Origin of the sequence: Fontisphaera persica, assembly GCF_024832785.1 — a bacterium.
GTDB lineage: Bacteria > Verrucomicrobiota > Verrucomicrobiia > Limisphaerales > Fontisphaeraceae > Fontisphaera > Fontisphaera persica.
The window spans coordinates 483,127-504,133 of record NZ_CP116615.1 but is presented as its reverse complement, the minus strand read 5'-3'; the positions used below and the strand labels follow the sequence as shown (position 1 = coordinate 504,133).

Sequence of the window (21,007 nt, the reverse complement as noted above, 5' to 3'; positions counted from 1 at the left end):
CATTGCAAGCGGCTTGTTCTCGCCAAACTATACGCTCCAACTTGCTCCAGCAAAAGCTTTTGGCTATTGGCTGTTAATGGTCACCTTCACCACCGGGGGGGGCACGAGCTACCCAGCCTTTCAGAAATAGACTTTGAAGTTGCCAATTGTGACCAGATGGTTTTAATGGGGTGTCATATTTTTGAACTGCCTTGGTGCGCCCCCCCCTACCGGGGAGCGCACGAGGGTGGTTGTTCAGGAAATAATGAAGCTGAGGTCATTGCCGGCGCGGGAGTGCCGGGCGGAAAGCTATTCACGTTTCTCTGGCAGGGTGGCCACGTGGCTTGTGGATGCAGGGTTGTCCCTTTCCATGGCCAACCTGCTCATGATTCGAGCCTGGTTTTCCATTCTTTATGATGATGATTTTGGCTATTACAATCGGCAACCGGTCAATACTCCCACCCTCCTGGCCCTGCTCTTCAGCCTTCTGACGCTCACCGTGCTGGTTTGGCTGGGCGTTCAGTCTTGGCGGCGCCTGCCATGGAAATGGAGCCGTCCCCTGGGGGTGCTGGCTGTGCTGGCGTTACTGCTCATTCCGGTTAATTTTTTCCGCCTTACCGTCCTGGACATCCCCGGCGCGACCATCCTTGGGCTGGCCAAACATCCCGCCGTGCTGGCCGCTGGAGCCACGGGTTGTTTTCTGGTTTTCTGGCGTTGGACCTGGGCTGCTCGATTTGTCCGGGCTTTGCTGCTCATCTTGCTGCCCTTGAGCCTTTTCAGCGGCGGCAAGTTACTATTGGTGCTCACCGGCGCCCTCAAATTGCGACAACACCAGGCGTCTCCACCGGTAGCCCCCCTTAACCCTGAACCCCGCCAACACCCGCGCCTTATCTGGCTGGTGTTTGACGAACTGGATTACCGAGTGGTTTTTCAAGACCGCCCCGCCGGCTTGTGTCTGCCTGAACTGGACCGGCTGCGCCAGGAATCGCTCTTTGCCACCCACGCCCGACCCCCCGCCTATGGCACGCTGCTTTCCATGCCGGCGCTAACCACCGGCCACTTGGTACAGAGGGGAGCGCCCTGTTCGCCTTTCGATTTACAATTGAAATTGGTGGATACAGGCGCAACCACCAACTGGAGTCAAATGCCCAACATTTTCCGTGATGCCCGCGACCTGGGCTATAACAATGCCATTGTGGCCTGGCATCATCCCTATCGCCGCGTCTTCAGTAACCTGGTGAGCTTTTGCGAATGGTATCCCTCGCCATTATTTGAACAGGCGCGCGGCTCCAACTTCACCACCGCCCTGGTCAATCAATGGTGTTCCATGATTGCACCCCTGCAGCAACGCCGCCTGCAAATCCAAATCCAGCAACGTGCAGAGGCCGCCATGCTTCACGTGGTCACCAACCGGCAATTCGGATTGGTGTTCCTTCACCTTCCTCCCCCGCATAAACCCGGCATTTATCAACCCGAGACCGGCCAGTTTACGCTGTGGCAATTCTCCACGGAAGAAGGCTATTTCAACAATCTGGTGCTGGCAGACCGCGTGTTGGGCCGGCTGCGCGCCGCCCTGGAAGAGCAAGGCTTATGGGAGCAAACCTGGCTCCTGGTCACCGCCGACCACTCATGGCGTGAAGCGCACCGCCACGACGGGCGCTTTGATGAACGCATTCCCTGGCTGTTGAAGGCCCCGGGCAACACCGAGGGGTTGCAGTTCTGCAAACCCTTCAATACCGTGGCCACACGCCAGCTCCTTTTAGCCATCTTGCGCCAGGAGGTCAGCAACCTGGCTCAAGTCCGTGACTGGCTGGAGCGCCATGCCCCCAACCTTCCGCCCATTACGGATTTGTCCCCCAACGACCATTAACGCCCCCGGGCGCAGCCAGCGGCCTATCCTTGGGGCGCAGGAGTAATCGTGTACACCTCTCCCGCTCGGGTGGGAAAATTCCACACCGCGCCCACGCGCACCGCACGCAAAGTGCGCCCATCCTTGGTGGTCACTTGCGGGGCTGACGTCAGCCGCAGCACACACGGGTTCCCCAACAGACTGCGAATTTCGGCTCGTTCCCATTTCCCCTCGCGCCAGGTCAGGCGCGTGACCTCAAATCCGCCACGCGCTCGCAAACCACGTACTTCACCCGCCGCCCAAGCCTTGGGCAGGGCAGGAAGCAGGTGCAGCTCATACACCGGCATTTGCTGCACCCCAGTAATGCCAGCCGCCATCACATGGCTCTGCAGCAACATTTCCGCTACGCCCGCGCTGCCGCCCAAATTGCCATCAATTTGAAACGGGGGATGCGCGCAAAATAAGTTCACATAAACCCCGCCCCCTCCACTCATCTTCACGCCCTCATAATCCACCACTCGCAACAGGTTGCGCAACAGCTTGTGCGCCCGCTCGCCGTCATGCAATCGCGCCCAGAAATTAATTTTCCACGCCATGCTCCACCCGGTTCCGCCGTCCCCCCGCCCTTCCAAGGATTTGCGCGCCGCCTCCAACCATTCAGGGGTGGCGGCTGTGATTTGGGAGCCAGGATGCAAGGCAAACAAATGCGAAACATGCCGGTGCTGCGGTTCCGCTTCGCGATATTCCCTGGCCCACTCCAGCAACCGCCCGTCACTGCCGATTTGCGGTCCCAGCAACCTGGCCTGGGCCTCCGCCACCCGGCGCGGAAACTGGTCATTGATACCCAGCACCCGCGCCGCAGCCACGGCATTGCGGAAATTTTCCCAAATAATCTGCTGCTCCATGGCCGGCCCCATGCTTAAGGAGCCGCGCTGCCCATCGGGCGTGATGAACACATTTTCCGGAGAGTTGGCCGGGCCGCTGACCAACTTGCCCGTGGCGGCATCCGGCACCAGCCAGTCCAGGGAGAATTCCGCCGCCGCCCGCAGCGCCGGCCAGTCGCGCATCAATTGGGCGCGGTCGCCGGTGAAGGCAAAATGCTCCCAAACATGCGTGGCCAGCCACGCGCCCCCCGCCGGAAACAATCCCCAGCCCGGATGCTCGCCCGGGGCGGTAAACCCCCAGGGATTGGCGATGGTGTGCACCGTCCAGCCTGCCGCGCCATAGTGCACGCGCGCCGTCTTGGAGCCCGGCACACTGATGAAGCGGATAAAATCCAGCAACGGTAGATTGCATTCCGCCAGGTTGCCCACCAGCGCCGGCCAGTAATTCATTTGGACATTGATGTTGGCGTGATAATCACCATTCCACGGCGTTTGGATGGTATCCGCCCACAACCCTTGCAGATTTGCTGGCAACGACCCCGGCCGTGAGCTGCTGATGAGCAAATAACGCCCGTATTGAAAATACAGCGCCGCCAGCCCCGGGTCCTCGCCTCCCTTGCTGAACGCCGCCAGCCGTTCATCGGTGGGCAGCTTCGCTGCCTCCCTGCGCCCCAGGTCCAGGCTCACCCGCCGAAACAAAGATTGGTGATCCTGAATATGTGCCGCACGTAATTCAGCGTAAGATTTTCGGGCCGCAGCCGCGATTTGCTGCTCAGTGGTTTTTACCGGGTCCGGCCCGCGAAAGTTGCCATACACCATCTGATAATCCGTCGCTGCCGCCAGCAGCAGCACCACCTCGGTCGCCCCTTCCACCCGCACCTCTTCGCCCTCGGACGTCACCCGCCCTCCCGAGTTCAAAACTCGCAGACGCGCAGCAAACTTCATCCCATTGGTTGCCGTACCATCAAACATCTGGCCGCTCATCAACAATTCATTGGGGCCGGAAACACGCGTCACGGCCATCTCCGGCCGCCGCAACCTCACGGCAAAGGACAACTGGTATTGCTGGTCGGCGCCCAGCAATACGGCGATGACCTGATCCGGATGGCTGGCCAACACTTCGCGGGTAAAGGTGACATGGCCCAACTGATAAACCGTGCGCGCCAATCCGGTATCCAAATCCAGTTGCCGCCGGTACGTGGAAGGCGCCTGATTGGTGTCCCCGCTGAATTCAATCCATACGTCGCCAAAGGTCTGATATGAGCCATAAGGCACCCGCGCCCCGTTACCATGCCCGGAACCTTTGCCGGCACATATCAGTTTCCGTACGCCCAATTGGTCGGCCTCACGTTGCTTGCCCTCCACCAATAAGCGGCGGATTTCCGGCAAAGCCTTCAACGCCTCAGGGTTGTTGGGATCCTCCTGACTTCCCGACCACAAGCTAATCTCGTTAAATTGCAAGCGCTCCCGCCACACTCCGCCAAACACCATGGCCCCCAGCCGGCCATTGCCCACCGGCAACGCCCTTGTCCACTTGGACGCCGGCTGGCGGTACCATAAAACCGTGTCTTCTTCCGCACTTCGTGCCGGCCATGCCATCCATTGAAAAAGAATAATGCCTGCCAAGCCGAGTTGGAAAACAACTGTGTGTCGCATGCCCCTACTCTAAGCCCCGTTTATGCCCCGACAAGCCACAATCCCCACCCCCCATAATTCATGCTGCGAGAATGAGGAAACCGGCTACTGTTTCCCCCGATGCGACAAAAACCGAGCGACGTTTCTGCCTCCCGCAGGAAGGGGCCTTACCTCCGCTGGGTCCAAGCGCTCTTGGAATGGTTCGCGGACAAGGCGCGTCCCCTTCCCTGGCGGCGCACCACCGACCCTTATGCGATTTGGATTTCCGAAGTCATGCTCCAGCAAACGCAAGTGGCCACCGTCATCCCGTACTGGGAACGTTGGATGCAGGCACTTCCCACCGTGTATGCCCTGGCCAAAGCCCCTGCAGAGAAAGTGCTAAAATTATGGGAAGGACTGGGCTATTACCGCCGCGCCCGCCATCTACAGGCTGCCGCCCGGCACCTTCTCGAAAATTACGGCGGGCGCATTCCAGATAACCCGGATGATTTGTTGGCCTTGCCCGGCATAGGGCGTTACACCGCGGGCGCCATTTTGAGCATGGCATTCAACCAGCCCGCGCCCATCCTCGATGGCAACGTTCAGCGTGTCTTGTGCCGGTTCCACGGCATTAACCGCCAGCCGAAGACGGCCGAAGCCCAAAAACTCTTATGGACTCTTTCTGAGCAGTGGGTGCGCCGCGCTGCGGCCCTTGAAAAGCAACAGCCAGCCAGATTTCCCCGCGCCTGCTCTGCTCTCAATCAAGCGTTGATGGAATTAGGGGCCGTCCTTTGCACCCCCCGCCAACCGCACTGTGAACTATGCCCCCTCCGCCGGGTCTGCTATGCCTTCGCTACTCAACAAACCCATAAACTGCCGCTCCGGGAGCAGCGGCCCCCGCCGGTGAAACAGCTAACCTTGGCCGCAGTGGTGGAAGCCGGGGATTGGGTGCTCGTTCGGCAACGCCCGGCGGACGGCGTCAATGGCAACCTGTGGGAATTCCCCAACTGGGAAATAACCCCGCTGAACCAGACTAACAAAGCAAAACTGCACCACATTCACCGCAGAAGACTCGCCGCCTGGCTGCGACAGGAGCTGGGGGTCACGGCGAAACATTTTCGCGCGAAAACCATCCTGCGGCATACCATCACCAAACATCGCTACGAAGTGTGTGTCTGGCAGGCCCAAGCTGCGCGACAAACGCCCAAAGACACCCGCGCCTGCTGGGTCACTCACACTGAACTGGCCCGTTTGCCCATGCCGGCGGTTCACCGGCGCATCGCCCATGGTTTGCCTCGCGTTCAGGAGGCGGAAGCACATTCGGCTTGAAGTCCCCACCTTGTTCAAATACGGCATTCAACATTGCCGGCTGTTTGTGACCTCCGGTATATTACAGACTCAGTTGTTATTAGAATGATTAAGATTTGGCACAGCCTAATCACAGGCGCCCGTCCAAGGACAGTGTGGATATGAAGGCACACCAAATAGCGGCATGCTGGGTGGTAATTTTCTGCACGGCAATACTGCACGGACATGCAGCCGTGGTTCCTCAGGAAACCCCACGGCGATGGACGTTTTCCTTACGTTGGGAGAACGACACTTTTGCCGGGTCAGACCGGTTTTACACTGATGGTATCTCCCTCTCTCTCGCTCATACGGGGCGCAGTTGGCTGGACCCGGTGATGGACCGTCTGCCCTGGGGTAAAGGCCGCCGCACGGTCAGTTATGAGCTGGGCCAAATCATGGTGACACCTTCGGATACCTCCCTGCCCGTCCCCGACCCCAACGACCGCCCATATGCAGGCCTCTTGTTTGCGGGATTATCGTTGCATGTCGAGCGGGACCATCTTTACCACGGCCTGAAATTCATTACGGGCGTCATTGGACCGTGGTCTCTGGCGGAGGACACCCAACAATTTGTGCATGACCTCGTGGACAGCAGCCGTCCCCAAGGCTGGCAATATCAACTCCGCAACGAGCCCATTTTCAACCTCGTCTATGAACACCGCCGCAAATACCGGCTGCTGGGCGAGGCGGGCGGGGTCAGCCTTGAAGCCCTCCCCGTGGCCAATGCCATGCTGGGCAATGTGCTCATCCAGGGCCAGGCGGGCGCTCAGTTGCGGGTGGGCTATCGTATTCCCGATGATTTCGGCACCACCCTCATGCGCGGCATGGTGCACCTGCCGCCACCCCGCTCACCACGTGAAACCGGAGGTCCCCAATGGGGCATTTATTGGTTTGGAGGCGGCAACGTGAATCTTGTCGCCCGTGACATCACCCTCGATGGCAACACCTGGCGCGATAGCCGTAGCGTGGACAAGGAATGGTTTGTGCCAGCCGCCGAAGTCGGCATGGCTGTGTACTGGCGGCGATTTCAGGCGGCCTTTACCTACGTCTTTTGGGGGAAAGAATTCAAAGCTCAACAGAATTATTCTGAATTTGGCGCGCTGACGTTGAGTTACACCTTCTAATCACACCCAATAAATCCTGTAAATTCCCGGCTCCGCGGGCACCCAGAGTGCCGTGCACGCCTGGTCTTCATCTGCTGGCTTGACCTGAACGGCATTTCAGGTTACGCCAACCCCGTTACCAGATGAAAACAGCGCTCACTGCCCTATGGGTTCTCTCGCTCAGCATTTACACTCTTTGCGCGGCTGAATATCACGTCGCCCTCTCCGGCAACGACACCTGGCCCGGCACCCGCGCCAAACCCTTCCGTTCGATTCAGCGGGCCGCCGAGGCCGCCCTGCCCGGCGACACCATCACCGTACATGCCGGCACCTACCGCGAGCGCATCAACCCGCCGCGCGGAGGCACCTCCGACCGGCAACGCATCACGTTTCAGGCCGCCCAGGGCGAGCGCGTGGAAATCAAAGGCTCGGAGGTGATTAAAAACTGGGTGCGTGTCTCCAACGATGTTTGGAAAGCCACTCTTCCCAACTCTTTTTTTGGCCCCTTCAATCCCTACCGCGATGTGATTCGCGGCGATTGGTTTAATCCCAGGGGCCGGGTCCATCACACCGGCGCCGTCTATCTCAACGGCGATTGGCTGATTGAAGCCGCCAAACTGGACGACCTTTTCCTGCCGCCCGGTGAAACGCCCGCCTGGTTGTCTCGCGCGCGCCAGGGCTACCTCCTCAATGTCGCATGGTTTAGAACGGTGGGCGCGCAAGGCCCTGGCCACCGCATCCCCGCCACCAGTTTCAGTGCCAAAAAAGGCACCCAAAACGCCCCTTGCACCGAAGGCGGCGATTGTGTGGGATTCATTGAACACGGCCATTGGCTGCGCTTTGACCAGGTGGATTTCGGCAGCCAATCTGAAACCATCGAAGTGCGCGGCGCCTCCGCTTCTCAAGGCGGGGTGATTGAGTTTCATCTCGACCGCCCGGACGGGCCGCTGGTAGGCCGGTGTGTGATTCCGCATACGGGTGACTGGCAGCAATGGGATACTTTTACGGCCCGCCTCGTTCCCTTGCGTGGCCGGCAAACCTTGTACCTGGTGTTCAAAGGCCAGCCCCCAGCCGCCTTGTCGGCGCCCTTGTGGTTTGCCGAGGTGGACGATGCCCAAACCATCATTTATGCCCAATTCCCGCGGGTCAATCCCAACGAGCAACTGGTGGAAATCAATGTGCGGCGCACCGTGTTTTATCCTGACCAGCCGGGGCGTAATTATATCACCGTACGCGGGTTCATCCTGCGCCATGCCGCCACCCCTTGGGCGCCACCCACCGCCGAACAGGTGGGATTGATTGGCACCCACTGGAGCAAAGGCTGGGTCATTGAAAATAACGTCATCAGCCATTCCATTTGCTCAGGCATCGCCCTTGGCAAACATGGAGACCGATTCGACAACACCTCGGCCGATACCGCGGAGGGCTATGTTGAAACCATCAAACGCGCCCACGCACACCCCATTGCCTGGACGCGCGACAACATTGGCCACCATATTGTCCGCAACAATCGTATTTCCCACTGCGAACAGGCCGGCATCGTGGGCAGCCTCGGCGCGGCCTTTTGTACCGTCACCGATAATGTCATCCATGACATCCATGTGCGCGAGCTGTTCACCGGCGCGGAAATGGCTGGCATCAAATTTCATGGGGCTATTGATACCATCATCCGCCGCAACCATATCTACCGCACCTGCCGCGGCCTCTGGCTGGACTGGATGGCGCAGGGGACTCGCGTCACGCAAAACTTGTTTCACGACAACGCCTGGGAGGATTTGTTTATGGAGGTCAATCACGGGCCGTTTTTAGTGGATAACAACATTTTCCTGTCCAATCGCAACCTGCTGGACATGTCCGAAGGCGGCGCGTATGTGCACAATCTTTTTGGCGGCCACCTCAGCAACCGCCCCGAACCCACCCGCGACACTCCCTACCATCACAATCACGAAACCGCCGTGGCTGGCCTGGCCAAAACCACCGGCGGCGACAATCGTTTCTACAATAATATCTTTGTTGGGCCGGGCCACACCACCCCGCCCGAACGCCGGGGCAACCTCAAGGAAATCCGCTGGATTGCCAGTCATGGCCTGTGGGGATATGACGGCCGCGACTTTCCCACCTTTGCCGCAGGCAACGTGTATTATTTCGGCGCGGAACCAGCGCAGGCGGAAAAATTCCCCCTGGTGTTCACCCAACTCAATCCGCGCCTGAAACTGGAGGAACAGGACGGCCGCTTCTACTTGCACTTTGACCCCGGCCCCGGCCTGGCTCACGGCGGCGCCGGCCTGGTAACTTCGGACTTGCTGGGACGCGCCAAAGTCCCCAACGAACCTTACGTGAATCCGGATGGGTCTGCCCTGAGGATTGACCAGGATTACTTCGGCAAAAAACGCAGCACCGCACAGCCCACGCCCGGCCCCTTTGAAAAACCCGGCAAAGGCCCGCTGCGCCTGAAGTTGTGGCAGGCCCGCAACTAAGGCCGGGCGGCTAATGCCGCAGGAGCAGCATTGGTCTTGGGGGCCACCATCGCGGCCAGGTAATCCCCCAACGCCTTGATTTCCTCCGCCGTGCCCACCAGCGGCGGCATGTAACGCCGGTAAGGCTCGCCGTTTTCGTGGAGGATTTTAAGCACGTTGCCAATGGATTCCCGATTGCGCCCCGCCAGCAGCCGCTCCATGGAGCGATAGGCGTCACGGGTATGGCAGCTCATGCATTGGCCGCGGAACATGGCCTCGCCCACCGCCATTGCCGGCGGTAAAGACGGGTCCTGCCGCACCCAGGGGCTGTGTTTCAGGTAACCCTCTTTGTTGTATTTTTCCACCCACTTCACCCGCACGCCATTCGAGTACATGTGCTGCCCCACCACATAAGGCTTGCGCAAGGTTTCCCGGGTGTATTCGCCCGCCCCCGTGGCTACCAACCCGAGTAGCAACACCGATACCGCATGGGAAAAGGTGAAATCCTTCGGCGAACGCCAGGCCAGAAAGTACACCACCAGCACAATGGTGGCCGAGGCCATGATGATGACCAGACCCACGCGCGTCACCTGCGTGAAGGCGCCGGAGCCGATGGTGGAAATGCCCAGCTTGAGCAGCTCGCGCTGCGTCTCCGGCACGGACAACAAGTACCAAACCATGACGAATGGCATCAGGAAAAACGAGGGAATCAACCACTTGGAACTCCACCGCACCAGCTCGGTTTTCAGGTTGCCGTGGGTCTCGCCGTCCAGCCGGCTGCAGGTCACCAGTGCCCAAATGCCGGCCAGGGAAACACAGACCAGTGTGCGCAACACCAGACTGGGCCAGTAGGTGGGATTGAAAAAGGCCTGCCAGAAGAAATCCGCCTCCCGGCCACTCAAAGCATGATTCAACCAGGCTTGCCCCGGCGTCAACATGAAGGTCAGAATGCCGTTAATGATGACCAGCGTCAGGAGGGAAGCGGCGGCATAAAGCCAGCCCACCTTGAGGTGAAGCTCGTTGGAAACCCGGCCATAGGTATAGTAATAAACCGCCGCCGTGGTCAGCTCGACGATGAAGAACACCCATTCAATGGCCCAGCCGAAGACGAAATTGTGAATCAACGTGCTGGTGGCCTCCGGATGCGCCAGCCCAATGGCAAACCAGATGCCCACCCCCGAGGCGGCCCCAAACACCCCCGTGAGAATCAGAAAGAACTTGGAATGGCCTCGGAGTATCTCCAACCAATCCTGCCGGTTTTCCCGCAACGCTTTGCGCTCGGCGAGCACCAGATAAAAACCGCCCCCCACGGCGAAGTGTGAAATCATGACGTGGAAGATGGCAATGATGCCAATCACCCACCCACTGCCAATATGCGGCACGTCCCAAAATGGATAGTTCATAGTGCGTTCCGTGTGTTAATGGCCTTTGCCGTACACCCCCCAATAGCCGAGAATGGTGGTGGCGGTCAGAATCAACACCACCACCAAGCCAAACCACGTGGCCTGCCGGGCGCGTTTGCCATTGCGACTGTCGGGGTCATAAAAGGGTATTAAGGTCCAGAGCACCAGCCCCAGCGTGAAGATGCCCATGCTCACCGCCAGTCCCCACGTCCCCTGGAAAAGCTCCAGCACGTAAAACATGCTCATGAAATACCATTCCGGGTGAATGCCGGGCGGGGGGGCCTTGGTGGGGTCGGCCTGCTCGCCCAACTGCCAGGGAAACAACGCCGCCAGCACGGCCAGCACATTTAACGCAATCAGCCACATGGCCAGGTCCTTCGCCAGGAAGTTGGGGAAAAAGGGCATCGTCCGCCGTTGCTCCACCGGCTTGGCCTCCTCCGAGGGCGGCACGGCGTTGCCGTGCTTCTGCACCAGCCACAAGTGGAATCCCAACAAGGGCAGAAACGCCAGCGGCAGAATCACCACATGCAAGGCAAAGAAGCGCTGCACGGTGAATTCGTTGACCTCCAGACCGCCCCGCAGCAGGCTGGCAATTTTAGGGCCGATCCAAGGAATTTTTTCCGGCATTTCCAGCCCGATCTTGGTGGCAAAATAAGCCAGCTCATCCATCGGCAACAGGTAGCCGCTGAAACCAAACAACATGGTCATCAACAACAACACCAGGCCGCTCCACCAGCCAAACTCGCGCGGTTTGCGGTAGGCTTTCATGAAGAACACGCTGAACATGTGCACAAAGATGGCCACCAGCATCAGATTGGCCGCCCAGGAATGCGTGCTGCGAATCAGCCAGCCGAAGTTGATGTCGTACGTAATCTGCCGCACCGAATCATACGCCTCCGGCCCCGGCCGGTAATACACCAGCAGCAAAACCCCGGTGAACAGTTGGACAATGAAGAAGAACAACGAGATGCCCCCCCAGTAATACCAGAAGGTGTGCTTGTGCACGGGTACCGTCTTGTGGCGGGCAAACTCCAGCAGTTCTTCCAGCCCCAGCCGTTCATCCAGCCATCCGTAAAGTGATGCCATGCGGGATTTCATGCGCCACCTCCTCAGCTCTTGGAGACCACCACCCCGGTTTCAGAAACCTTCACTTGGTAAACCTGCAGCGGCCGCGGCGGCGGCCCGCCGGTGTTGGCCCCGCTTCGGGCATCGTAGATGCCGCCGTGGCACTCGCAGAAAATGCGGTTGTTGTGCGGCTCATATTTCACCGTGCATCCCAGGTGCGTGCACTTGGCGTTGAAGGCGCTCCACGTTCCGTCCTCATGGTGAATCAACAGCGCGGTGAATGGCCCAAACTTGAACATCAACGCACTTTTGCGCGGCAGCTTGTGCGCTTCCGGCAGGGTCACCTCGGTCACCGCCGCCTGGGCCTCGGCCCGTTCCACCGGCGAGGCCAGGTAGCGGTACACGGGATACCCAATGGCCGCCAGATAGCAGACGCCAACTGCGCCCATGGCGGCCCCGACAAACACGCGGCGGTCCACCGCCTCGCCCCCCGTGCCCTCAGCCGAAACGTTGGAAGCTTTCGTGGTCGAGCTCATACATTCACCTTTTCAGTTACGGGTTTGGCACGCAACACCACGGAAATCAGCCAGCCCAGGAGCGCCAGCCCGATGATAAATGTCACAAAGAACAGAATTAACACCCCCCAGTTGATGTGCGTGGCCCGCTGCCACAAATCCACCCCCTGAATGGCAAACCCTTTGGCCGCGAGGCTGAAATCGCGAATCCCGTCCCGCACCAAGGTCATTCCCCCCACGCAAACCACGCCGCCCACTGCTGCCACGGTGCCCGCCCAACGGGACATGGGGCGCCCCAACCAGCTCCAGACCCCCGCCGCCAATGCCAGAAATAATCCTGCAACCCACATCCATTGGCCCCCCTGCATCAAACTGGAAGTGCTCATCCCCTGTCGAACCGCTTCCGGTTGCACCCGAAAGACCCACAGCCCTAACAGCACTAAAGCCACCGCGCCCACCGCTCCCAAGGCTCCTCCCCGAGAGGCCAGGTAATGCCGCGCCTCCTCGGCAATGTTGCGATTGGCCGCCAGCCAAATCATCCACAACCCCGCCACCGCCAGCCCCCCGGTCAGCATGTAGAGCCAGCGCGGCAGCAAAGTGGGGTCATGCGGCGGCAACAAGGTGCCATGCGCGCTGGCGGAATACATGGAAGTCCAGACATCCGGCCGCAACATCAAGGTCATGTTGGTGGAGTAAATCTTGGCAATCATGCCCGCCATCAGCCACGCCAGCAGCGCGCCCATCCAACCGGCCTGCCCGGCCTGCGCCCGACCGGCAAAGCGATACAACAGCCAGTAGCTGCCCATGAGCAGGAAGATGACCGCAATCCACCAGGCGCCAATCAACACGCTGCTTGTGTACAAGGCCCGCCCGTACAACACCTGCGCAAACAGCAGGGGCGGCACACCCAGGTTGATGACATAGGTCATGACGATGGGCAGCCGTTTGGCCAGCGCAGCCCCGGCCGTCAGGCGTGCCCCGGCCAGCGGCCCGCCGCGAGTGCCCAGAAAATTAAGCCAGGCCGCCACCAGGAGACCGCCCAGCAGCATCTCCACGGTGACAAAGTGCAGCGCCAGCGTCAGAATGTGGAGCAATTTGAACAGCCATACCGGCGCCGGCAACGGAATGGGGTCCATGGCTGGAATGACGTTGTTCATAAATCAAAGCATTCGAGGGGCAGCCGCGCAGGCCCTGGGTTCAGGCCAACTGATTAGGCGCATTGGATGATTAGTCATTATCATGACGTCGGGCCAAATATAATTACAGTTTAGCAAACGCAAAAATATTTTTGTAAATTAGTATTATTTATTTTAATCATTATCATAATTGAAGAGCGCAAAGCCCTCCGCCTGTCCAGGCACGGAGGGTCAGACGCTCGCTTATTCCGCTCCCACCCCCGGCAGCCGCAGGTACTCCAAAGCGTTGCGGTAACAAATGTTTTCCACCAGCGGCCCCAGCAGGGCGTCGTCCTCCGGAAGCTCGCCATTTTCCACATCCCGCCCCAGCAAATTGCAGAGGGTGCGCCGGAAATACTCGTGCCGGGGGTAGCTCATGAAGGAGCGGGAGTCGGTCAACATGCCGATAAATCGCGAGAGCAACCCGAGGTTGGAGAGCGCATTAAGCTGCCATTCCATGCCTTCCTTCTGGTCCAGGAACCACCAGCCGCTGCCCCACTGGATTTTGCCGGGCACGCTGCCGTCCTGGAAATTGCCGATCATGGTGCCGAAAACATAGTTGGCCGCGGGGTTTAAGTTATACAGGACCATCCGCGGCAAACGATTATCCTGGTCCAACCGGTCCAAATAGTTGGCCAGCGCACGCGCCTGCGGCCAGTCGCCAATCGAGTCAAAGCCGGTATCCGGACCCAATTGCCGGAAAAGGCGGGTATTGTTGTTGCGCTGGGCGCCAATGTGCAACTGCTTGGTCCACCCTTTTTCGGCGTCCCAATAGCCAAATTGCAGCATCATAAAGCTGGCAAACTCAAACTGCTCCTCCAGACTCACGGCGCGGCCGGCGCGAGCTTTGGCAAAAATCGCGGCCGCCCGGCGCTCAGGAATGAAGGCATCGTAGCATCGTTCGAGACCGTGGTCCGAAAGGCGTCCGCCCAGGGCATGGAAAAAGTCATGCCGTTTTTTCAAGGCGGTGAGCAGCCCATCGAGATTGCGGATTTCGGTATCGCTCACTTTTTCCAACTGGGCCAGCCAAGGCCTTAAGATATCCGGCCGGTGTACCATGAGCGCCTTGTCCGGGCGGAAGGTGGGATACACCTTGCAAGGCAGACTGGAGCGGGCCAGCGCCTGATGATGGCACAAGTCGTCAGCCGGGTCATCGGTGGTGCAAACAGCGACGACTTTGAATTTTTTCAGAATGCCCTGGGCCGAAAACTCCGCGCGGGCAAGTTGTTCATTGGCACGCTTCCAGATTTTGGGTGCAGTGTCCGCATTCAACAACTCACGGATGCCGAAGTAACGTTGCAGCTCCAGGTGCGTCCAATGATACAATGGATTGCGCAGGGTATGCGGGACGGTTTTGGCCCAGGCCAGGAATTTTTCGTAGGGCGGGGCATCGCCGGTGATGTAACGCTCAGGCACACCATTGGAGCGCATGGCCCGCCACTTGTAATGGTCGCCTTCGAGCCAGATTTCAAAAAGATTCTGGAATTGCCGGTTTTCGGCCACGTCTTTGGGCGGCAAATGGCAGTGATAATCCAGAATGGGCTGCGGCGCGGCAAATTCGTGGTACAAACGCCGGGCCGTTTTGGTTTGCAACAGGAAATGGTCCGTGATGAATGACATGGTTTAATCCCTTTGCGAACGGTGATAGGACATTATGCCGCCCCTCCGCCAGCGAACGCCCTGCGGCCGTTGGAAATCTTTCCCGCCAGCAAGGCAACGCCCACGCCAACCCTCAGCGGCTATGCTTCAGAAACCACTCGTAAAGTTTGGGATTGGCGTATGTTTCCGTCCACGAGTCGTGCTGGGCTTCCGGATAGACGGTCAATTCCACCTCCTGGCAGCCGGCGCGTTTGAAGGCCCCCACCATGCGTTCAGATTCCGACAACGGCACCACCGGGTCTTTGGCGCCGTGAAAAGCCCAGATGCCCAGCGTCTTGAAAGCTTCGCGGCGTTTGGCGGGAGCCAGCAAGACATCAATGACCTCCCCGCCTCCACAAATGGGCGCTACTGCGGCGAACCGTTCCGGATAAAGCGAGGCCAGGCTCCACGAGCCAAAGCCGCCCATGCTTAAACCAGTAAGATAAATCCGGTTGGTATCCACCGCATAATGCACGCACAGATGATCCAACAACCGGATTAAATCCTCCGCACGCCATCGCTCATCTGTGGGGCATTGGGGAGACACCACGAGGAACGGGAAATTGGTGCCCTGGCGGATAAGTTTCGGCGGACCGTGGACGGCGACCTTGTTAATATCGGAGCCGCGCTCGCCCGCTCCATGCAAAAACAGGAGCAAGGGCCAGCGCTGGGTGGTGTCCTCCTTGTATTCCTTGGGCAGGTACAGGAGGTACTGCAAATGCACTTCACGGGAGATGACGGCCGCAAAACGCTGAGGGGTTTGCGCACCAGCCTTTTGAGCATGAACAACACGAGGAGCCATAATTAAAACCGCCGCCATGCAGGCGGACATCAGGAGGGAGTGGGGTTTCATCATAAGTTGAGGGGAGGTTACATGAGTTTCATCCGTGGCAAATCTTGAGAATCCACCAGGCCCACCGGCTTGCGGTGAGCGTTGACGACCACCAAATCGTCTATGCGCCGCTCATTGAAGATTTTCAAAGCCTCCGCCGCCAGCGCGTCCTCCCGAATGCACACCGGCCGGGGCGTCATGACCTCGCGCAAGGGCCGTTCCAACACCGCCGGATTTTCCGCCATGTGCCGGCGCAGGTCGCCATCGGTGAACACGCCGGCCAATTTGCCGTGGCGATTGATGATGGTCAGGCAGCCGGCCTTGGCCCGGGTCATCAAAAACAGGCCGTCGCGCACCGTTGTGCTTTCCGTAGCCACCGGATGCCGCTCCCCCGTGCGCATGATGTCACTGACCTTGAGCAACAAAGCGCGGCCAATTGCGCCGGCCGGATGGTAACGGGCAAAATCACTGCGCTTGAGACCCCGGGCATCCAGCAAGGCCAGCGCCAGGGCATCCCCCAACACCAGCATGGCCGTGGTGCTGGTGGTGGGCGCCAGATTGAACGGGCAGGCTTCGCGTGGCACATGCACGTTCAAGACCTGGTGCGCATACCGCCCCACACTGGAACGGGGATTGCCCGTAATCGCCACCAGGTGCACATTGAACCGTTTGATTGCCGGCAATAGTTGAATCAACTCCTCCGATTCCCCGGAGTAACTGAGAATCAACACCAGGTCTCCGTCATTGACGATGCCCACGTCCCCATGCGCGGCATCCACGCTGTCCAACACCACGCTGGTGACGCCCGTGCTGGCCAGAGTGGCCGCAATTTTGCGCCCGATGATGCCGGACTTGCCCACGCCCACCACCACCACCTTGCCCCGCTGGCGTACCGTTTCCAGCAGCCGTTGCACCACCGCGTCAAAGGTGTCATCGAGCTGTGCGCGCACCGCTCGCAAGCCGGCAATCTCAATGTCAAACACTTGGTGCGCTCGCGACAGGTGGGTTTTCATAAGCCACTAATCCACACTGGGATAAGAACCAAGGATTTTGACAAACGAGCAATGCAATTCGAGCTGCTCGATGGCGCGCGCCACTTTGCGGTCCTGCATGTGGCCGTCGCAATCCACGAAGAAAAAGTATTCCCATGCCTTGCGCTTGCTGGGACGGGACTCGATTTTGGTCATATTGATCCGGTACTGCCGGAAGGGCGTCAGGGCGCGATGCAGCGCGCCCACTTCATCCCGCACACTGAACATGATGCTGGTGCGGTCCTTGCCGGTGGGCGGCCCGCATTTGCGGCCGAGCACCAGAAAGCGGGTGACGTTCACCGCGCTGTCCTGTACGTCATATTCAAGTATGCGCAATTTGTATCGCTCGGCCGCCAGCGTTCCGGCAATGGCGGCGGCATGGGGCGTTTTGGCCGCCAGTTCCGCCGAACGGGCATTCGAGGAGGTTTCGATGATTTCCACGCGGGGCAGCTCGCGCTGAATCCATTCGCGGCACTGCGCCAGGGACTGGGGATGGACAAAGAGCGTGCGGATGTGATCACGCCGCACATTGCCCATGAGACACTGGCGCACGGGCGTGACGATTTGCGCCACGATTTTCAAATCGCTTTCCACAAACATGTCCAGCGTGTGCGTAACCACGCCTTCGGTGGAGTTTTCCACCGGCACCACGCCATAATCCGCCCGCATTTTGCTGACCTCCTGGAAAACGTCGGCGATGGTTTTGTGCGGAACATAATGGAGGCTGCTGCCGAAACGCTGGATTGCAGCCTGGTGGGTAAAGGTGGCCTCCGGTCCCAGGTAGGCAATGACCATGGTCTTCTCCAGGGCCAGGGCGCTGGACATGATTTCCCGGTAAATCGCCTGCAAAGATTCATTGGTCAACGGCCCCTGGTTCAGGCGGCAGATGCGTGAAAGCACCGCCCGCTCGCGATGGGGCGCATAGATTTCCTCGCCGGCCTTGAGCTTGATGTTGCCGATTTCCAGCACATGCCGGGTACGCTCGTTGAGCAGCTTGACGATTTGCTCGTCCAGCCGGTCAATCGCCTTGCGATGTTCCAATATGCTCATAAGGGCGGGCCATTAAGGGGATTCCGGTTTGGGCGGGGCGCTCTCCGCCGCTGGCGCGGCGGCGGACTCCGGGCCGGGCGTTGCAGCCGGAGCCTCTGCATTCACCGGCAAATTTAATTGTTCAGGCGGCGCGGTGGCCAGTCCCGGGTCCACGGTGAGCAGCGCCTCGGGCTTGGGCACCGGCAGGCGGCGCAATTCATCGGCCGCCGGCAAATCCTCGAGCCGCGCCAGGCCAAAATACTCCAAAAACTGGGGGGTGGTGCCATACAAGGCCGGGCGGCCCGGCGCCTCGGCCCGGCCCACCTGCTCCACCAGCCCGCGCTCCAGCAAGGTTTGCATGACCCCATCCACCGCCACCCCGCGCACCTGCTCCACTTCCGCTCGGGTCACCGGTTGCCGGTAGGCGATGATGGCCAGGGTTTCGAGCGCCGGCTGCGAAAGACGCGGCGGGCGCATTTTTTGGCCCACCAATGTCCGCAACCAGGGGGCATACTCCGGTTGGGTGACAAACTGCCAGGCTCCTGCCACACAAGCCAGTCTGAAGGTCCGCCCCGCCTCCCGATGTTCCCGCTCCAACTGTTCCAGCGCTGCTTCGATATTCTCCAGCGGCGCTTTCTTAAAAGCGCGGGTTTCCGGCTCCTCCGCCTGCTCGGCGGTGGTCAACAAAATCGCCCGCAGCTCGGCCGGCGAAAGCGGCTTTTGAGCGTTAAACAACAAAGCTTCCAGAATGTCCTTGAGTTCCATGCGTTACGAATGATTGGGCGGCGCAGAGGCGGGAGCCTCAGTCCCCGGCGCCTCGGGCGGTTGGACTTTGACCACCACGGTGGGAGCATCGGCCGAATGCGTCGCGGTGACCGGCCGCGGAAGAGGTGTATCCGGAGCCACGGCCAGCTCCTCGGCTTTGGCCTTTAATTCCTGCGCCTCCTCCAGCGGCGTGGGTTCAGGAGCGCGGGTGATTTCAATTTCCCCAAAGTCTTCGGTCTGCGTCACCAGCACGGCTCGCAGGCGAACCAGTTCCAACAAGGCCAGAAATGTCACAATGACCTCGGCACGCGTCAGCGCGGCGGCGAATAATTCCGAAAAACGCAGGACGGGGGTTTCCTTCAACCGCTGATGCAGATAGTCAATTTTCTGACTGACCGTCCAGGGGTCATCATGGATATCCGTGGCCTGCTGCCGTTCGGCAAACCGCTTCAACACCGCATTCACGGCATTGAGCAAATCAAAAATCGAAACCTCGCCCCGCCGCGGCGCGGGCGCTTCCAGCTCGATGTGGGCCGGAGTGCGGACAAAAGTATTCTCCCGGGCAATCTCCAGTTGCTGCAACTGCGCGGCAGCATCCTTGAATTTTTTGTACTCCACCAGTTGGCGGATAAGCTCCCACCGGGGGTCCTCCTCGTCTTCCTCGCCCTCCGGGGTCACCTGCTGGTCCTTGGGCAGAAGTTCGCGGCTTTTGATGTACATGAGGGTGGCCGCCATGACCAGAAACTCACCGGCCACCTCCAAGTCCAGCATCCGCATCAATTCGATGTATTCGATAAACTGGGTGGCCAGTTTGGTCAGATTGACCTCGTAAATGTCCACCTCCTCCTTCTTGATTAAATAGAGAAGGAGGTCCAAGGGACCTTCAAACACCTCAAATTTGACACGGTAATCTGACATGGTGCCCGCCCGCGTCGCTCAGGCCAGCGGGTGGAATCATCCTAGAAGCCCCCCTGCCCTTTTGGCAACGCGGAAAAAGGGTTTTCCCAATCCAGGCCAGGCCTGCCGATGGGCCATTCCCGCACTGGCGGTGGATTTTTTTCTGGATTATTCCCTCTCGCTCTCGCTCAATCCCGGGGAAGGGTTCGCGTGAAGATTCTACTGCTCAAGCCCAGCTCGCTGGGCGATGTGGTGCAGGCGTTGCCGGTGCTGCGCCTCCTCAAGCGCTGGCGTGCAGACGCGGAAATCTGGTGGTGGATTGAAAAAGACTATGCGCCTTTGCTGGAAGGAGATGCGGATTTAACCGGCATTTACCGCTTTGACCGCCAAGGCTGGCGCACGCCCCGCGGCTGGGGGGCGTGGTGGGACACCATCCAACAGATGCGCGCCCGCCGCTTTGATTGGGTCATTGACCTCCAAAGCCTGGCCCGCAGCGGACTGTTTGCCTGGCTGGCCAATGGCAATTTATTGGTGGGGCTGGAAGACCACCGCGAAGGCGCCCCCGGCTTTTATGATTTGCGCGTGCCCCGCCCGCACCCCCAAGCTCATGCGGTGGAGTGGTACCTGGCGGTGCTGCAGCGTCTGAAGGTGCCGGTGACCCTGCCTTTCAACTGGCTGCCCCCCCGCTTTGCGGCCCACCGCTCCATTGAGCAAAGATGGCATCCTGAGGGCAAACGGTGGGTGGCCCTGGCCCCGGGCGCGCGCTGGCCCAACAAGCGCTGGCCGCTGGAACATTTCACCACCCTGGCACGCCAACTTATGGCCGCCCACCCCACCCTGCATCTGGTCGTGCTCGGCGCGGCGGCAGACGCGCCGCTGGGCCGGGTCATCGCGGATGCCGCGCCAGGGCGCTGCCTGAACCTCGCAGGGCAAACCACCCTCCCGGAAACGGTGGAATGGCTTCGGCTGGCCTCCGTGGTGGTAACCAATGACACCGGTCCCATGCACATGGCCGCGGCTCTGCGCACGCCGGTGGTAGCTTTGTTTGGGCCGACGGAACCCGCCCGCACTGGCCCTTACGGACAGCTTCAGAACACCCTGCAACTGGCCCTGCCCTGTGTGCCGTGCATGAAGGATTATTGTGTCCGCCAGCCCGCACTCGAGTGTCTCACGGCGCTTACGCCGTCCGCCGTGCTGGCTAAAGTATTGTCGCTGTTGCCCACGGCCCGGCCTCCTTCGGACAGCCGGTGGCAACTGTCGTGGCCATCCGCGCCCCAATAATCCATTGACACCATCGCTCAAGGCCGCATTATCGCGCGAAGGGTGGCGCACGGGGCGAAACCTGCACCCGCGACCACAAGGGTGTTAACAATGGCACTGAATCATGATGACTTCCCTTCCCCACGGAGCGGAAGCATCAGGAAG

General features: G+C 59.8%; 16 protein-coding genes. 5 read left to right on the top strand and 11 right to left on the bottom strand.

Annotated elements, in window-relative coordinates; all coding sequences use genetic code 11:
• The first annotated feature begins 310 nt into the window (after positions 1-310).
• Positions 311-1,849: a sulfatase-like hydrolase/transferase gene (locus NXS98_RS02015; protein WP_283846795.1), complete on the top strand. Its 1,539-nt coding sequence runs from the start codon at positions 311-313 to the stop codon at positions 1,847-1,849.
• A gap of 23 nt (positions 1,850-1,872) precedes the next feature.
• Here NXS98_RS02015 and NXS98_RS02010 read toward each other — a convergent pair whose 3' ends face one another.
• Positions 1,873-4,368: a glycoside hydrolase family 95 protein gene (locus NXS98_RS02010; protein ID WP_283846794.1), complete on the bottom strand. Its 2,496-nt coding sequence runs from the start codon at positions 4,366-4,368 to the stop codon at positions 1,873-1,875.
• A 99-nt stretch (positions 4,369-4,467) separates the two neighbouring features.
• Between NXS98_RS02010 and mutY the strand changes: the two genes are divergently transcribed.
• From mutY to NXS98_RS01995, 3 genes are all read left to right on the top strand, one after another.
• The gene (gene mutY / locus NXS98_RS02005; protein WP_283846793.1) at positions 4,468-5,655 is read left to right on the top strand and encodes an A/G-specific adenine glycosylase; all 1,188 of its coding nucleotides are present in this window, start codon (positions 4,468-4,470) and stop codon (positions 5,653-5,655) included.
• Positions 5,656-5,795: 140 nt separating this feature from the next.
• Positions 5,796-6,797 (top strand): lipid A deacylase LpxR family protein, encoded by a 1,002-nt coding sequence (locus NXS98_RS02000; protein WP_283846792.1) that lies wholly within the window; start codon positions 5,796-5,798, stop codon positions 6,795-6,797.
• A 122-nt stretch (positions 6,798-6,919) separates the two neighbouring features.
• Positions 6,920-9,253, top strand: a complete 2,334-nt coding sequence (locus NXS98_RS01995; protein WP_283846791.1) for a carbohydrate-binding protein — start codon at positions 6,920-6,922, stop codon at positions 9,251-9,253.
• On the opposite strand, the gene NXS98_RS01990 is transcribed toward NXS98_RS01995, so the two are convergent.
• The 10 genes from NXS98_RS01990 to NXS98_RS01945 form a co-directional block, all read right to left on the bottom strand.
• Entirely contained in the window at positions 9,250-10,635 is a 1,386-nt protein-coding gene (locus NXS98_RS01990; protein WP_283846790.1) for a cytochrome ubiquinol oxidase subunit I, read from the bottom strand. The two genes, NXS98_RS01995 and NXS98_RS01990, sit on opposite strands and share 4 nt — an antisense overlap.
• 15 nt (positions 10,636-10,650) lie before the next feature.
• Entirely contained in the window at positions 10,651-11,721 is a 1,071-nt protein-coding gene (locus NXS98_RS01985) for a cytochrome b (protein ID WP_283846789.1), read from the bottom strand.
• A gap of 23 nt (positions 11,722-11,744) precedes the next feature.
• A complete protein-coding gene (locus NXS98_RS01980; protein ID WP_283846788.1) occupies positions 11,745-12,236 on the bottom strand; it encodes a QcrA and Rieske domain-containing protein in 492 nt (163 codons plus the stop codon).
• A complete protein-coding gene (locus tag NXS98_RS01975) occupies positions 12,233-13,372 on the bottom strand; it encodes a hypothetical protein (RefSeq protein ID WP_283846787.1) in 1,140 nt (379 codons plus the stop codon). The genes NXS98_RS01980 and NXS98_RS01975 overlap by 4 nt, the downstream gene beginning before the upstream one ends.
• Positions 13,373-13,594: 222 nt before the next feature.
• Entirely contained in the window at positions 13,595-15,010 is a 1,416-nt protein-coding gene (uxaC, locus tag NXS98_RS01970) for a glucuronate isomerase (protein ID WP_283846786.1), read from the bottom strand.
• A gap of 112 nt (positions 15,011-15,122) precedes the next feature.
• A complete protein-coding gene (locus NXS98_RS01965) occupies positions 15,123-15,830 on the bottom strand; it encodes a carboxylesterase family protein (RefSeq protein ID WP_283846785.1) in 708 nt (235 codons plus the stop codon).
• Between the two features lie 68 nt (positions 15,831-15,898).
• Complete coding sequence (locus NXS98_RS01960) at positions 15,899-16,873, bottom strand: KpsF/GutQ family sugar-phosphate isomerase (protein ID WP_283846784.1); 975 nt, start codon at positions 16,871-16,873, stop codon at positions 15,899-15,901.
• A gap of 6 nt (positions 16,874-16,879) precedes the next feature.
• Positions 16,880-17,941 carry a prephenate dehydratase gene (pheA, locus tag NXS98_RS01955; RefSeq protein WP_283846783.1) on the bottom strand — a complete coding sequence of 354 codons (1,062 nt, stop codon included), beginning with the start codon at positions 17,939-17,941 and terminating at the stop codon, positions 16,880-16,882.
• Positions 17,942-17,953: 12 nt separating this feature from the next.
• Complete coding sequence (gene scpB / locus NXS98_RS01950; RefSeq protein WP_283846782.1) at positions 17,954-18,685, bottom strand: SMC-Scp complex subunit ScpB; 732 nt, start codon at positions 18,683-18,685, stop codon at positions 17,954-17,956.
• 3 nt (positions 18,686-18,688) lie between these two features.
• Complete coding sequence (locus tag NXS98_RS01945; RefSeq protein ID WP_283846781.1) at positions 18,689-19,603, bottom strand: segregation and condensation protein A; 915 nt, start codon at positions 19,601-19,603, stop codon at positions 18,689-18,691.
• A gap of 189 nt (positions 19,604-19,792) precedes the next feature.
• Between NXS98_RS01945 and waaF the strand changes: the two genes are divergently transcribed.
• Positions 19,793-20,863 (top strand): lipopolysaccharide heptosyltransferase II, encoded by a 1,071-nt coding sequence (gene waaF, locus NXS98_RS01940; protein ID WP_283846780.1) that lies wholly within the window; start codon positions 19,793-19,795, stop codon positions 20,861-20,863.
• The last annotated feature ends 144 nt before the right edge of the window (positions 20,864-21,007 follow it).

What these genes read in the sequence shown, in the direction of transcription:
- NXS98_RS01995 (WP_283846791.1), top strand. Translation starts at nt 6,920, where the DNA reads ATGAAAACAGCGCTCACTGCCCTATGGGTTCTCTCGCTCAGCATTTAC.
- scpB (WP_283846782.1), bottom strand. Translation starts at nt 18,685, where the DNA reads ATGGAACTCAAGGACATTCTGGAAGCTTTGTTGTTTAACGCTCAAAAG.
- NXS98_RS01965 (WP_283846785.1), bottom strand. Translation starts at nt 15,830, where the DNA reads ATGGCTCCTCGTGTTGTTCATGCTCAAAAGGCTGGTGCGCAAACCCCT.
- NXS98_RS01945 (WP_283846781.1), bottom strand. Translation starts at nt 19,603, where the DNA reads ATGTCAGATTACCGTGTCAAATTTGAGGTGTTTGAAGGTCCCTTGGAC.
- NXS98_RS01980 (WP_283846788.1), bottom strand. Translation starts at nt 12,236, where the DNA reads ATGAGCTCGACCACGAAAGCTTCCAACGTTTCGGCTGAGGGCACGGGG.
- mutY (WP_283846793.1), top strand. Translation starts at nt 4,468, where the DNA reads ATGCGACAAAAACCGAGCGACGTTTCTGCCTCCCGCAGGAAGGGGCCT.
- NXS98_RS01985 (WP_283846789.1), bottom strand. Translation starts at nt 11,721, where the DNA reads ATGGCATCACTTTACGGATGGCTGGATGAACGGCTGGGGCTGGAAGAA.
- NXS98_RS01960 (WP_283846784.1), bottom strand. Translation starts at nt 16,873, where the DNA reads ATGAAAACCCACCTGTCGCGAGCGCACCAAGTGTTTGACATTGAGATT.
- NXS98_RS02000 (WP_283846792.1), top strand. Translation starts at nt 5,796, where the DNA reads ATGAAGGCACACCAAATAGCGGCATGCTGGGTGGTAATTTTCTGCACG.
- uxaC (WP_283846786.1), bottom strand. Translation starts at nt 15,010, where the DNA reads ATGTCATTCATCACGGACCATTTCCTGTTGCAAACCAAAACGGCCCGG.
- NXS98_RS01990 (WP_283846790.1), bottom strand. Translation starts at nt 10,635, where the DNA reads ATGAACTATCCATTTTGGGACGTGCCGCATATTGGCAGTGGGTGGGTG.
- pheA (WP_283846783.1), bottom strand. Translation starts at nt 17,941, where the DNA reads ATGAGCATATTGGAACATCGCAAGGCGATTGACCGGCTGGACGAGCAA.
- NXS98_RS01975 (WP_283846787.1), bottom strand. Translation starts at nt 13,372, where the DNA reads ATGAACAACGTCATTCCAGCCATGGACCCCATTCCGTTGCCGGCGCCG.
- NXS98_RS02010 (WP_283846794.1), bottom strand. Translation starts at nt 4,368, where the DNA reads ATGCGACACACAGTTGTTTTCCAACTCGGCTTGGCAGGCATTATTCTT.